At 65.3% G+C, this 13,992-nt stretch carries 11 protein-coding genes; 3 read left to right on the top strand and 8 right to left on the bottom strand.

Annotated features, from left to right (window positions below):
- Positions 1-61: 61 nt before the first annotated feature.
- The gene (hisS, locus tag ACPGXI_RS08020) at positions 62-1,330 is read right to left on the bottom strand and encodes a histidine--tRNA ligase (RefSeq protein ID WP_526651590.1); all 1,269 of its coding nucleotides are present in this window, start codon (positions 1,328-1,330) and stop codon (positions 62-64) included.
- Positions 1,327-2,004: an MBL fold metallo-hydrolase gene (locus tag ACPGXI_RS08025; protein ID WP_526651675.1), complete on the bottom strand. Its 678-nt coding sequence runs from the start codon at positions 2,002-2,004 to the stop codon at positions 1,327-1,329. Before ACPGXI_RS08025 ends, hisS begins: the two co-directional genes overlap by 4 nt.
- A gap of 117 nt (positions 2,005-2,121) precedes the next feature.
- Between ACPGXI_RS08025 and ACPGXI_RS08030 the strand changes: the two genes are divergently transcribed.
- Positions 2,122-3,024, top strand: coding sequence for a peptidylprolyl isomerase (locus ACPGXI_RS08030; RefSeq protein WP_526651592.1), 903 nt, complete (start codon positions 2,122-2,124; stop codon positions 3,022-3,024).
- Positions 3,025-3,052: 28 nt separating this feature from the next.
- Positions 3,053-4,129 (top strand): peptidylprolyl isomerase, encoded by a 1,077-nt coding sequence (locus tag ACPGXI_RS08035; protein WP_526651594.1) that lies wholly within the window; start codon positions 3,053-3,055, stop codon positions 4,127-4,129.
- Between the two features lie 19 nt (positions 4,130-4,148).
- Here the strand turns inward: ACPGXI_RS08035 and ACPGXI_RS08040 are convergent, their stop codons facing one another.
- From ACPGXI_RS08040 to yajC, 6 genes are all read right to left on the bottom strand, one after another.
- The gene (locus tag ACPGXI_RS08040) at positions 4,149-6,530 is read right to left on the bottom strand and encodes a RelA/SpoT family protein (protein WP_526651596.1); all 2,382 of its coding nucleotides are present in this window, start codon (positions 6,528-6,530) and stop codon (positions 4,149-4,151) included.
- 39 nt (positions 6,531-6,569) lie between these two features.
- On the bottom strand, positions 6,570-7,130 hold the full coding sequence (locus ACPGXI_RS08045; protein ID WP_526651597.1) for an adenine phosphoribosyltransferase: 561 nt from the start codon (positions 7,128-7,130) through the stop codon (positions 6,570-6,572).
- Positions 7,127-8,791 (bottom strand): ABC transporter substrate-binding protein, encoded by a 1,665-nt coding sequence (locus ACPGXI_RS08050; protein WP_526651599.1) that lies wholly within the window; start codon positions 8,789-8,791, stop codon positions 7,127-7,129. The genes ACPGXI_RS08045 and ACPGXI_RS08050 overlap by 4 nt, the downstream gene beginning before the upstream one ends.
- A gap of 14 nt (positions 8,792-8,805) precedes the next feature.
- A complete protein-coding gene (gene secF, locus ACPGXI_RS08055; protein WP_526651601.1) occupies positions 8,806-10,101 on the bottom strand; it encodes a protein translocase subunit SecF in 1,296 nt (431 codons plus the stop codon).
- A gap of 3 nt (positions 10,102-10,104) precedes the next feature.
- Entirely contained in the window at positions 10,105-11,844 is a 1,740-nt protein-coding gene (gene secD / locus ACPGXI_RS08060; RefSeq protein WP_526651603.1) for a protein translocase subunit SecD, read from the bottom strand.
- An 85-nt stretch (positions 11,845-11,929) separates the two neighbouring features.
- Positions 11,930-12,304 (bottom strand): preprotein translocase subunit YajC, encoded by a 375-nt coding sequence (gene yajC, locus ACPGXI_RS08065; protein WP_526651605.1) that lies wholly within the window; start codon positions 12,302-12,304, stop codon positions 11,930-11,932.
- A gap of 341 nt (positions 12,305-12,645) precedes the next feature.
- Between yajC and gabT the strand changes: the two genes are divergently transcribed.
- A complete protein-coding gene (gene gabT / locus ACPGXI_RS08070) occupies positions 12,646-13,986 on the top strand; it encodes a 4-aminobutyrate--2-oxoglutarate transaminase (RefSeq protein WP_526651607.1) in 1,341 nt (446 codons plus the stop codon).
- Positions 13,987-13,992 lie beyond the last annotated feature (6 nt).

Raw genomic sequence — 13,992 nt, forward strand, 5'->3', positions numbered from 1 at the left:
TGCAGATACTCGCGCGGCGCGGGGGCCCGCCGGCGGACCGGGGAATCAACGCCGGAAACTGCTACGAACGACGTGAAAGCAGCTCGGCGACAACCTCATTGGTCGCGATGTCCACCTGATCCCCTGTCGCAAGATCCTTGAGGCCGACGGTACCCGCCTCGATGTCGCGGTCACCGGCCACCAACGCGAAGGAAGCCCCGGACCGGTCAGCGGCACGCATCGCGCTCTTGACACCGCGGTCGCCGTAGGCCAGGTCGACACGAACGCCGGCGCCTCGAAGCTTCGCCGCCAGTACCGCCAGTTCCAGCTTGGCCCGTTCCCCCAACGGCACGCAATACACGTCAACGCGGTTTGCCGATCCCACCGACCTGCCTTCCGCACGCAGCGCCAACAGCGTCCGGTCGACACCGAGCCCGAACCCGATGCCCGACAGGTCCCGCCCGCCAAGTTGGTGCATCAGCCCGTCATAACGACCGCCGCCGCCGATTCCGGACTGCGCACCCAGGCCGTCGTGAACGAACTCGAACGTGGTCTTGGTGTAGTAGTCGAGCCCCCGGACCATTCTCGGGTTTATCAGGTACGGCACGGCCAGGGCATCCAGATGCGCCAGCACCGTATCGAAGTGTTCCTTGGCTGCACTGGAAAGGTGATCGATCATCAACGGGGCTTCGGCGGTCATCTCCCGCATGCTCGCGCGCTTGTCGTCCAGGACGCGCAACGGGTTCAGCCGAACGCGTCGCTGTGTTTCTTCGTCCAAGTCAAGCCCGAACAGGAAGTCCTGCAACAGTTCCCGGTACTGCGGCCGACAACTGTCATCGCCGAGTGAGGTGATCTCCAGGCGGAACCCGTCAAGGCCGAGGGCCCGGAATCCGGAATCGGCCACAGCGATGACCTCGGCGTCCAGCGCCGGGTCATCGACGCCGATCGCCTCGACGCCGACCTGCTGGAGCTGCCGGTAGCGTCCTGATTGGGGCCGCTCATAGCGGAAGAAGGGGCCTGAATAGCACAGCTTGACGGGTAGCTGGCCACGGTCGAGGCCATGCTCGATCACCGCGCGCATCACGCCCGCGGTGCCCTCCGGACGCAACGTCACCGACCGGTGACCGCGGTCGGCGAAGGTGTACATCTCCTTGGAGACCACGTCGGTGGACTCCCCCACTCCCCGAGCGAACAGTGCTGTGTCCTCAAAGATGGGTAGCTCGATGTCCCCGTATCCGGCGCGGCGGGCAGCATCGAGCAGACCGTCGCGAACCGCCACGAAGGCGGCCGATTCCGCAGGCAGGTAATCGGGAACGCCTTTGGGCGCGCGGAAGGACAAGGATTCGGTCACGGGGTCAAACCTTCGAGGAATGGATTTGTGCGACGTTCAGCGCCGATGGTCGTCCGCTCGCCGTGCCCCGGCAGTAGCAGCGTGTCGTCGTCGAGCACCAACAGTTTCGTCAGGATCGACTGAAGCAGGTCGCGACCGCTGCCACCGAACAGATCGGTGCGCCCCACCGACTGGCGGAACAACGTATCGCCGGTGAAGGCGACCGAGTCAGGACCCGACTCGAGATTGCCTTCCACCCGAAAAACCACTGAGCCCCGCGTGTGCCCCGGTGTGTGATCCACCGCCACCGTGATGTTGCCAAGTTCGATCTTGTCGCCGTCACGATCCAGTTCGATGACCTGCCGGGGTTCGCGAAACATGGCGCCGAACGCCCGTTGCGCCAGTCGGGGTCCGAAGCCCTTGATGGGATCGGTAAGCATGAAGCGATCCTCGGGGTGGATGTACACGGGACAGCCGTACATGTCGGCGACTTTCTGGGCCGACCACATGTGGTCGATGTGGCCGTGGGTCAGTAGAACCGCTGCCGGCGTGAGGCGGTGCCGGTCCAGAACTCCGCGCAGCGGAGCCATCGCGCGCTGGCCCGGGTCGACGACGATGGCGTCGGCGCCGGCACGAGGGGCCAGCACATAGCAGTTGCACGCCAACATGCCGGCCGGGAATCCGGTGATCAACACCCTTCCAGCTTCCCACGTCCAGGTCATGCTGCTGTTCATGAGGGTCGCGGCACTGGCACTCAGCAACAGCTGGCACACTCGGTGCCGACCGGATCAACAGCGAGGAGGAGACCGGCGGTGCCGACTAACGAACAACGGCGGGCGACAGCCAAGCGCAAGCTCGAGCGGCAACTCGAGCGACGGGCCGACAACGAACGCAAGCGCCGTCAGTACACGATCATCGGATCGGCGGTGGCCGCGGTGGTGGTCATCGGCGCCGTGGTGGCGACCATCTTTATCACCAACCGTGATTCAGGCGGACAAACCGCTTCTTCGGCCGGCACCTCGCCGACCACGTCGGAGGCCTCTCCGCTCGACGCCCCCGGGCCTGGGCCCGGGCAGATTGGTGCGCTGCCTCCCTTCGCGGCACCAGAGGGGCTGGGCAGCGACTGCCAATACCCCGCCTCGGCTGAGCCGGCTAGCAAGCCGAACGAGGCGCCCCGCGCCGGTAAGGTGCCGACCGAGCCCGCCCAGGTCAGCGCCAGCATGGCGACCAACCAGGGCAACATCGGGCTTCAGCTGGACAACGCCAAGTCGCCATGCACCGTCAACAGCTTCGCCAGCCTGGCCCAACAGGGTTTCTTCGACGGCACCCCGTGCCACCGGCTGACCACGAGCGAGGCGCTGGCGGTTCTGCAGTGCGGTGATCCCTCCGGCGAGGGCACCGGTGGTCCGGGTTACGAGTTCGCCGACGAATACCCGACAAACCAGTACCAGCCAGGTGATCCCGAGTTGATGCAACCGGTGCTCTATCCGCGGGGGACGCTGGCGATGGCCAACGCGGGGCCCGGCACCAACGGGAGCCAGTTCTTCCTGGTATTCCAGGACTCGCAGCTGCCACCGAACTACACGGTGTTCGGCACCATCGACGAAACCGGATTGGCCACGCTGGACAAGATCGCCGCCGAAGGCACCGCCGAGGGTGGGCCGGATGGCTCGCCAAAACTCGACGTCAATGTGAAGTCGATCGCGCTGGACTGACATCGCGCTGGACTGAACTGGAGCCGCCGTGACGACCCCGCCCGATCCCTATGGCGGATACCCTCCGCCGGTACCGGGCGGCCACCCGGAGAGCTACTACGGGTATCCGGCTGGGTATCCGGCTGGGTATCCGGCTGGGTATCCGGCTGGGTATCCGGCTGGATATCCGCCGCCCCGAGCCACCAACTCGCTCGCGATCACCTCGCTGGTGTGCGCGTTCCTTTTCGCCCCGCTGGGCATCCTGTTCGGCCATATGTCGCTCTCGCAGATCAAGAGGACCGGCGAAGAGGGCCGCGGGCTGGCCGTGGCCGGATTGGTGATCAGTTATCTGGTGGTGGGTTTCACGGCGCTCATCGTGGTGGTGAGCCTGGTGTTCCTGGTGGTGTTGGCGCGCAATTTCGACCCCATGGACACCCGCGGGCGTATCGACTCCGAATATCCGGGCGCCACCGCCGTGCCGGCGCAAGGTAATCCACTGCCCGCCTTCGACCCTCCGGAAACACTCGGATCCAACTGCCAGTACCCGGCCACCACCGAACCACCGAGCAAGCCGGTGCAGCCGCCGCTGATGGGCAGCACGCCGACCACACCGGAATCGATCCCGGCCAGCATCCTCACCGACCGCGGCGCTATCGGCCTGGACCTCGATAATGAGAAGGCTCCGTGCACGGTGAAGAACTTCACCAGCCTGGCCGAACAGGGGTTCTTCGATGGCACGCGCTGCCATCGGCTCACCGTTGGCGCCGAGCTCGGCGTCCTGCAGTGCGGCGACCCAACCGCAACCGGGTCCGGCGGGCCGGGCTACCGGTTCCCCAGCGAGTACCCGAGCAATCAGTACAGGCTGACCGACCCGGCGATGATGACACCGGTGCTCTACCCAAGAGGGACATTGGCGATGGCGAATACGGGTCCGGGCACAAATGGCAGCCAGTTCTTCCTGGTGTACGAGGACTCGGCGCTGCCGCCGACGTACACGGCGTTCGGCGCAATCGACGCCAAAGGACTTGCCACAGTTGACAAGATCGCCGCCGCCGGAGTCGTCGACGGAGCGCAGGACGGATACCCGGTGACCGAGGTGACGATCGAGTCGGTCCGCCTCGGCTAGCGCGATCAGGACGGGCAGCTCAGGCTGCAGAGGTGACGCGGTAGACGTCGTAGACACCTTCGATATTGCGCACCACATTGAGCACGTGGCCGAGATGCTTGGGGTCGCCCATCTCGAAGGTGAACCTGCTGACCGCTACCCGATCGTTGGTCGTCGTCACCGACGCTGACAGAATGTTCACCTTCTCGTCGGCCAACACTCGGGTGACATCCGACAACAGCCGGTGCCGGTCCAGAGCCTCGACCTGGATCGCGACGAGGAACACCGACGATGGAGAGGGTGCCCACTGCACGTCGATGATCCGCTCCGATTGTTGTTGCAGCGACGTGGCGTTCGTACAGTCCGTGCGATGAACGCTGACTCCCCCGCCGCGCGTCACAAACCCCATGATGATGTCGCCGGGCACCGGGGTACAGCACTTGGCCAGCTTCGTCAGCACTCCCGGCGCCCCCGGTACCGCGATACCCACGTCCTCGGTACTGCGCTTGCGCATCGGCATGGTCGCCGGCGTGGACCTCTCGGCCAACTCGTCGGCAGCCTCGTCGTCACCGTCGAGTTGTCCGACGAGTCGCTGAACCACGTGGCGAGCCGACACGTGTCCCTCGCCGACCGCGGTATAGAGAGCAGAGACGTCGAGATATCGCAGCTCTTCTGCCAGCGCGCTCATCGAATCGCCGGTCATCAAGCGCTGCAAGGGAAGTCCGCCGCGCCGCACCTCGCGGGCTATCGCGTCCTTGCCGGCCTCGAGCGCCTCCTCGCGGCGCTCCTTCGCGAACCACTGCCGGATCTTGGCCTTCGCCCGGGGCGAAACCACGAAAGTCTGCCAATCCCGCGACGGTCCGGCGTTGGGGGCTTTGGAGGTGAAGACCTCCACCAGTGCACCGTTTTCGAGCGCGCGCTCCAAAGCCACCAACCGACCGTTGACCCGGGCGCCGATGCAGCGGTGACCGACCTCGGTGTGCACCGCATAGGCAAAATCCACCGGTGTGGATCCGGCGGGCAGGGTGATCACATCGCCCTTGGGGGTGAACACGAAGATCTCCTTCACCGCCAAGTCGTAGCGCAGCGACTCAAGGAATTCGCCGGGGTCAGCCGCCTCCCGCTGCCAGTCGAGCAACTGGCGCATCCAGGCCATGTCGTCGATCTCGGTGGCTGCGTGGCCTGTCGGTAATCCGTTGCGTCCCTTCACTTCTTTATAGCGCCAGTGGGCGGCAATCCCGTACTCGGCGGTGCGGTGCATGTCTCGGGTCCGGATCTGCACCTCCAGCGGCTTGCCCTCGGGCCCCACGACGGTGGTGTGCAGCGACTGATATACCCCGTAACGCGGTTGCGCGATGTAGTCCTTGAAACGACCTGCCATCGGCTGCCACAGCGAGTGCACCACGCCCACCGCCGCGTAGCAGTCTCTGATCTCGTCGCAGAGAATCCGCACCGCCACCAGATCGTGGATGTCGTCGAAGTCGCGACCCTTGAAGATCATCTTCTGGTAGATCGACCAGTAGTGCTTGGGCCTACCCTCGACGGTGGCGTCGATCTTTGACTTGGTCAACGTGTTGATGATCTCTGCGCGCACCTTGGCCAGATACGTGTCACGGGACGGCGCGCGGTCGGCGACCAGTCGGACGATCTCTTCGTACTTCTTCGGATGCAGGATCGCGAACGCGAGATCCTCGAGTTCCCATTTGACGGTCGCCATACCCAGCCGATGAGCCAGCGGTGCAATCACTTCCAGCGTTTCGCGAGCCTTTCGCGCCTGCTTCTCCGGGGACAGGAACCGCATCGTCCGCATATTGTGCAACCGGTCGGCGACTTTGATCACCAGCACCCGAGGGTCACGCGCCATGGCGATGATCATCTTGCGGATGGTCTCGCCCTCGGCCGCGGTGCCCAGCGCCACCCTGTCCAGCTTGGTGACGCCGTCAACGAGGTGGCCGACTTCGGTGCCGAACTCCTCAGTGAGCGCCTCCAGCGTGTACCCGGTGTCTTCCACCGTGTCGTGCAACAGCGCGGCGATCAGCGTGGTGGTGTCCATCTCGAGTTCGGCCAGGATGTTGGCGACCGCCAGGGGGTGGGTGATGTAGGGGTCCCCGGAGCGGCGCAGCTGGTCGGCGTGGCGCTGCTCGGCGACCTCGTAGGCACGCTGCAACAGCGTCAGATCTGCTTTTGGGTAGACCTCGCGGTGCACGGCGACAAGAGGCTCCAGCACCGGGTTGACAGTGCTGCGCTGCGAGGTCATGCGGCGGGCCAGACGGGCCCGCACCCGCCGAGACGCGCTGGTCGCCGCTTTTGTGTCGGTCTTGGGAGTCTCCAGCGGCTCGGTTTCAGGGCTGGGCTCGCCCCCGCCGGGTAGTGACTGCACGTCGGGGCCCGGCTGAGGATCCGCCTGGATCTCGCTGGCCATGCCCACCTCCGGTGACTGTGCTCTTCGAAGGATATCCGCTCAGACGGTGTAGAGGCTGGCGACCGACAATGGATCGAGAACCGCGCGGCCGCCGAGCGCGGCGAGTTCGAGCATTACCACCGCACCGGCCACCTGCGCTCCAGCTGCGGTGAGCAATTGATTGGTGGCGGCCAGTGTTCCCCCGGTGGCGAGCACATCATCGATCACCACGATCGAGCGGCCCGCCAACTCGATGCCCTCGGCCGGGACCTCCAGGGTGGCAGTTCCGTACTCGAGACTGTAAGTCTCGCTGAGCACCGGGGGCGGCAGCTTGCCGCCCTTGCGTACCGCTACCACGCCGATGCCCAACTTGAGAGCCACCGCGCCACCGAGCAGGAATCCGCGCGCATCCACCCCGGCCACCAGATCAGCACCCTTGGCTATCTCGGCGATCGCCGCACTGACCTCGGCAAGAGCTCGCGCGTCGGCGAGCACCGGCGTCAAGTCTTTGAACTGGATGCCCGGCTCCGGAAAGTCGGGCACCTCACGCAGCAACGAACCGATGACCTGCGCGACCCCCCCGGGCCCGGATGTCGCCGGCGGCCCGGCTCCCGGCCTCACTGGCTCAGCTTCCAACGATCCATGTTCCACCCTGCACCCCAACGAGTCGGATTGCTGCTCACCCCAAACATCATCGCCGACGTCAGCAGAGTCCGCTGTTGTCGGTACAGCGGCAGGGTCGGCATGTCGGCCCACAGGATCGGGCCTGCCTCACCAAGCAGTCGGGCCAGTTCCTTGGGGTCCGATATCACGGCCACCGTGGCGATGATGCCGTCGATGCGTTCGTTGGCGTACCGCGGCAGGTTGTTGCCATTGCCGCTGTGCAGACTATAGGAGTCCATCACCGAGGATCCCGACGAGCCGCTGCCCGCCGCGCCGCCGGTGCTCGCGATAAGCACGTCGATCTCGTTGTTGGACAACGCCAGCGGGCCGACGGTCTCTGAAGCGACGTCCTCGACGCTGATACCTGCCGGTGCGCAAGACTTCGCGATCGCGCCCACCGTGGCGGCGAGCCGGGCGTTCGGCGTCTGATAGCCGATCCGCACGGTCAGGGGCTGGTCGTTGAGGGCCGCGCGGGAACCTTCAGGGTCAGCGACGGCGAACTGTCCGGCCTCCGGGGTGATCTCCGCAGCCCCGTAGGCGTCTTCGGTTGCGGGGTTGAGCCTCGAGTTGAAAATCGGCGCATCCGCATTTCGGGCGATAACGTCACGCGGGGTGCACAATGCCAGCGCCCGACGTGCGGGTACCTCTGCAAGCGGACCCGCCGGGGCAAAGATCAGCTGCTCGACACCCGCCGACGGCGCATCGGTCCGCACATAGCCTTCGGGCAGGTTGAGGGTGCCCAGCGATCCCGACGCGATGTCGACGACGTCATAGTCGCCTTCGTTCACCCGGTCCTGCATGTCGGAACTGCGGGGCCACACGGTCACCTTGTCGGTGACCGGTTGGGTGCCCCACCACTGCTCGTTGGCCACCAGGACCACCGCGCCCTCGGTCGTCACCGAATCAAGCTTGTAGGGGCCCGAGGACGGGAACCGCTTGATGTCCAGGTCGGGCTTCAGGTTCCAGGTGGTATTCCAGACCATGGCTATGCGGTCGACGATCGGCCCGTCGTTCTTGAGCAACGCCGTCGTCACCCCGCCATCGCCGAGTCCGAGTACGTCGGCGATGACGTGTGCGGGCATCATCGAGGTCGCGGCGAACAGTTGCCCGTAATCGGTGAACGCGCGGTCCGGCGCGAAGGACACTCGTGCCCTCTTTTGCCCCGGCTCGCAATCGATGGCAGCGATGTCGGCGTATCCGGCCCGATTAGCTGCGTCGAAGCGCGGGAATCTGCCCGACTGAGACGCCCACGCCAGCACCATGTCGTCGCAGGTAATCGGCTTACCGTCGGAATACACAGCGCTGGAATTGATCTCGTAGTCCAGGACCAGCGGAGTCCGGCCCACCACCGAGATGCTGCCGAAATCGCGGTCACCCACGATTTGACCTTGTGGGCCGTGGTAGTTGAAGCCCGTCAGCACCCGCGCGAAAGCCTGGGGGCCACCGGAGGCGGCGCCGGCCACCGTATTGGTGTTGTAGCTGATGAGGGTGCCGTCGACGGCGAAGTCGACGGAGTCTGCCACGCCATCCGAACACGCGGTCAGCCCCAACGAGCCGACCAGAGCGAGCACCGCCGACAGCAGGGCGGTGCGACGCAGCGAGATTGGGCGATGGGTCATCGGACCTACCGCTCCTAACGCTTTCCTGGGCGTCGCTTACCCGACGGTCGTCCGGTCCTACTGGAGGACGGCCGGACGGGACGGGCCCCGGGCGCAGGCTTGTCCGGGGGTACGGCTGGGGGTGCTGGGTGTGACGAAGGCGGTGCCGTCACCGAAGCCGGCTCAGGTTCGCGGCGGTCGTCAGCATCGCCAGTCTGCGCCGCGGCGTCGACCGTCTTGGCCGCCGCCGTCTTGCGGCGGTTCAGTACTCGATTGGTGTGCTTGCTCACCAATTCGGTACGTTCGCGCATGCTCACCAAGAACGGAGTGGCGAAGAAGATCGACGAGTACGTTCCCACGATCACGCCGACGATCTGAACCAACGCGAGGTCCATCAGGGTGCCGACGCCCAGCAGCCACACCGCGATCACCATCAGTGCGACGATCGGCAGCACCGAGATTAGGCTGGTGTTGATCGAGCGCATGAAAGTTTGGTTCACGGCCAGGTTGGCCTGCTCGGCGAAGGTGCGCCGGGTGGTGTGCTCGAAACCCTCGGTGTTCTCCTCAACCTTGTCGAACACGATGACGGTGTCGTAGAGGGAGAAACCCAGGATCGTCAACAACCCGATCACCGTGGCAGGAGTGACTTCGAATCCGACGAGCGCGTACACACCGGCGGTGACCACCAGGTCGAACACAAGCGTCGTCAGTGCCGCGATCGCCATGTATCGCTCGTAGCGCACTGTGATGTAGATGGCCGCCAGCACGAGGAAGACGACCAGCGCGATGAACGCCTTCTGGGTGATCTGGCCACCCCAGGTCTCCGATACCGCCGAATCGCTGATCGCCTGCTTGCTGGGCTGCCCGTCGGCACCGCGCGGCTGGAACTCTTCGAACAGCGCGATGCGGAGCTTTTCGGTTTCCTCGTTGCTCAGCGTTTCCGACCGGATCTGGAACGTCGCGGAATCACCGCTGCCGACGATGACCACCGACTCCGGTGCCTCGCCGATCGCGTCGCCGAAAACCGTCTCGACCTGTTCGGCAGTGATCTGCTCCGCGTCGCCGCGCGGAAACGACACCTTCGTGCCGCCCTCGAAGTCGATACCGAAGGTGAAGCCCCGCAACAGGATCGCCCCGACTGCTATGGCCACGATGATGGCGCTGGCCGTGTACCAGGCCCGGCGCTTGCCCATGACCTGGAAGGCGCCAGTCCCGGTGTAGAGCCGCACGAAGAAGCCGTGCCGTGGCGCATCCGTACCCATGGATTCGATTTCGGGCGCCTCGACGGCGCGCGACGTGGCCGTCTGGTGTTGCTGATGTCGTGCCGACATGTGCTAGCCCCGTCCCACCGTTTGTGCGGCCACTCGGCGTTCGCGCGCAATCTGTTGGACCGCTCCCAAGCCGTTGAGTACCGGCTTGGCCATCGTCGATGACTTCGATGCCAGGTAGGCCAGCGGCCAGGTCACCAGGAAGACGACCACGACGTCGAGAATGGTGGTCAGGCCCAGAGTGAATGCGAAGCCCTTGACCTGGCCGACCGCCAGGAAGTACAGCACCGCGGCGGCCAGGAACGTCACGGCGTTGCCGGAAAGGATGGTCTTCCGTGCCCTGGACCAACCGCGTGGCACCGCCGACCGGAACGAACGACCCTCCCGAATCTCGTCCTTGATGCGTTCGAAGAACACCACGAACGAGTCCGCTGTCATTCCGATACCGATGATCAAACCGGCGATGCCGGCCAGATCAAGGGTGTAGTTGATGGACCTGCCGAGCAGCACCAGGATCGAGAAGACCATCGCACCCGAAGCGACCAGTGACAACGCGACCAGCAAGCCGAGCACCCTGTAGTAGAGCAGGGAATACAGCAGCACCGCCGCCAGCCCGACAGCGCCGGCGATGAGCCCCGCCCGCAGCGATGACAAGCCCAGGGTCGCCGAGACGGTCTCGGCCTCCGAGGACTCAAAGGACAGAGGCAGCGAGCCGTACTTCAGCACGTTGGCCAACTCCCGCGCAGTGTCGGCGGTGAAACGTCCGGTGATCTGCGTTCGACCGCCCGGAATAGCCTCCTGGATCTGGGGTGCACTGACCACCTGTGAGTCGAGAACGAAGGCGGTTTGGACGCCTACATTGGCTGCGGTGAAGTCTGCCCAGACCTTGCTGGCTTCACTCTTGAACTCCACGTCGACGACGTTCTCGCCGCGCTGCTGATCAAGCCCGCTGGTGGCGTTCGCAATCTCCTCACCGCTGATGATCGAACTGTCCAGCAGATAGACCTCCTGCTCATCGGTGGAGCAGGTGACCAAAGGCAGGTTTGGGTCATCGTTGCCCGCCAGCACGTCGTCTTCGCCACAGCGGGCGGCCTGAATCTGCATCGCCAGGATCTGGATTGCCTGTTCGGAGCTTTGACGTAGCTGCTTCTCGTCCTGGATACGGGCCGCCAGGGGCTTGTCCTCGTCGTCCGTTCCCGGTGCCGGACCCGGGCTGGGCGATGGGCTCGGGCTGGGCGATGGGCTAGGGGCCGGCTGCTCCGGGAAGGGGCGCGGTTGCGGCGTGGGGGGCGCGCCCGGGACCGCACCCGGCGGCAAACCCGGGACCGCACCCGGCGGCAAACCCGGAATCGCACCCGGCGGCAAACCCGGGACCGCACCCGGCGGGCCTCCGGGCTGAGGTCCTTCCTGCGGCGGTGTCACGCCAGCAGGGATGGCGTGAATCACCGGCCGGATGTACAGCCTTGCTGTCTGACCGAGGTTGCGGGCCTCACTGCTGTCGTTGCCCGGCACGGTGATCACCAGGTTCTGACCGTCGATGATGACCTCGGAGCCCGACACACCGAGGCCGTCGACCCGGGCGCTGATGATCTGCTGGGCCTGGTTGAGCGCCTCCCGGGTGGGCGCCGTGCCGTCCGGGGTGCGCGCGGTCAATGTGACGCGAGTGCCGCCCTGCAGGTCGATACCGAGCTTGGGGTCGGGCTGCTTGTCGCCGGTGAGGAACACCAGTAGGTAGGAGCCGATGAGCAGCACCAGGAACAGGGTCAGGTAGCGGGCAGGGTGCACCGGCGCCGAAGACGATGCCACGTGTCAGGGTCTCCTCGAGATCAGGTCGTCAGGTACCGCACAGGGGCGCGAAGACTCGCAAAGAGTACGTGCTGGTGCTGAGAAGTCAGCTATCAGTCTTGCTGTTCGGGCTTTCGGTGATCTCCACGGCCTTCGAACGCGCTTCGGCATGCACCTCGGGCTCCGCCGTGTCATCGGCGGACTCGTCGTCAAAATCCTCGACCTCATCGACGACCCGGTCCCGAATCGCCAGCTTCATCCAGGTGGTGACGACCCCGGGCGCGATCTCCAATTCCACATAGTCGTCGCCGATGCTGGTGATCATCGCCTGCAGCCCCGATGTGGTGTGGACCTGATCGCCGACCTGCAGAGAGTTATGGAGGTCAATGGTGGCCTGCATCGATTTCTTCTGACGTCGAGACGCGAAGTACATGAACGCGCCCATGACGATGAGCAGTGGAAGGAATATGACCAGATCCATGGCAGCAGTGTCTCTCTTAAGTGTTTCGTATCGGTCTCGCGGTCACGGTCGCCAACCCGGGGTCGGGGCCGCATCGTTGATGAAGTTGTCGACCAGTGTGCCATTGCGGCCAACCGCACCCCGGGTCGGCTACCGCGGCCCCGTGACCGTAGCCAGCGTTGCGCGGCCAGCCTTCGTGGTCCCTGGGCAACGGAATTCGGTGCCCATGCACAGTCTCGCAGCCGATCCCGCTATGAGCTGGCACGGTTTTCGATGGATCGGCGCACCGAGCGACTACGCTCGAACAGGACCGCTGCAGTCATTTTCTCCGTATTCCCTGAGGCCATCTAGGAGATCTCCAGTTGAGCACCCTCGAGCAGAGCCGCCACCTCGCCACCGAGATTCCCGGCCCACGGTCATCAGAGCTGCTCACGCGCAAGACTGCGGCGGTCGCCCGTGGTGTCGGCACCACGATGCCCGTCTATGCCGCGCGGGCGTTCGGCGGCATCGTCGAGGACGTCGACGGCAACCGGCTGATCGACCTGGGGTCAGGCATCGCGGTCACCACAATCGGCAACTCCTCACCCCGAGTCGTCGAGGCGGTAGCCGAGCAGGCAGGCAAGTTCACCCACACCTGTTTCATGGTCACCCCATACGAGAAATACGTCGCCGTCGCCGAGGCGCTCAACAGGCTCACGCCCGGCACCGGCGAGAAACGGTCGGCGCTGTTCAACTCGGGCTCGGAGGCCGTCGAGAACGCCGTCAAGATCTCCAGGACGTTCACGCAGAAGCAGGCGGTCGTCTCCTTCGACCACGCCTACCACGGTCGCACGAACTTGACGATGGCGCTGACGGCCAAGTCGATGCCCTACAAGCACGGTTTCGGCCCCTTCGCCCCCGAGATCTACCGCGCACCGTTGTCCTATCCATACCGCGACGCGGAGTTCGGCAAGGAGCTGGCCACCGACGGCGAATTAGCCGCCAGCCGGGCCATCACGGTGATCGACAAACAGGTGGGCGCCGACAATCTCGCTGCGCTGATCATCGAACCGATCCAGGGCGAGGGCGGTTTCATCGTCCCCGCAGAAGGCTTCCTGCCCGCGCTGGTGGACTGGTGCCGCGCCAACAACGTCGTCTTCATCGCCGACGAGGTGCAGACCGGGTTCGCCCGCACCGGCGCCATGTTCGCCTGCGAACACGAAGGGATCGTGCCGGACCTGATCGTCACCGCCAAAGGCATCGCCGACGGGATGCCACTCTCGGGTGTGACCGGCCGGGCCGAGATCATGGATGCTCCGCACGTCGGCGGGCTGGGCGGGACCTACGGCGGCAACCCGGTAGCGTGTGCCGCCGCGCTGGCGGCCATCGAGACGATCGAGGCCGACGGTCTGGTGCAGCGGGCGGCTCACATCGAATCGCTGATGAAGGACAAGCTGGGCCGGATTCAGGCCGACGACGACCGCGTCGGCGACGTTCGCGGGCGCGGCGCCATGATCGCCGTCGAGTTGGTGAAGTCCGGCACCAACGAACCCGACGCGGAGCTGACCAGGAAGCTGTGTGCCGCCGCGCACCAGGCGGGCGTGATCGTCTTGTCGTGCGGAACGTTCGGCAATGTTCTGCGTTTCCTGCCACCACTGACCATCAGCGATGACCTTCTGCTCGAAGGCCTGGATGTGCTGGCACTCATTCTCGCCGACCTCTGATCCAAG

Origin of the sequence: Mycobacterium sp. (genome assembly GCF_049608025.1) — a bacterium.
GTDB lineage: Bacteria > Actinomycetota > Actinomycetes > Mycobacteriales > Mycobacteriaceae > Mycobacterium.

What these genes read in the sequence shown, in the direction of transcription:
- ACPGXI_RS08040 (WP_526651596.1), bottom strand. Translation starts at nt 6,530, where the DNA reads ATGGCCAGCGAGATCCAGGCGGATCCTCAGCCGGGCCCCGACGTGCAG.
- ACPGXI_RS08050 (WP_526651599.1), bottom strand. Translation starts at nt 8,791, where the DNA reads ATGACCCATCGCCCAATCTCGCTGCGTCGCACCGCCCTGCTGTCGGCG.
- secF (WP_526651601.1), bottom strand. Translation starts at nt 10,101, where the DNA reads ATGTCGGCACGACATCAGCAACACCAGACGGCCACGTCGCGCGCCGTC.
- yajC (WP_526651605.1), bottom strand. Translation starts at nt 12,304, where the DNA reads ATGGATCTGGTCATATTCCTTCCACTGCTCATCGTCATGGGCGCGTTC.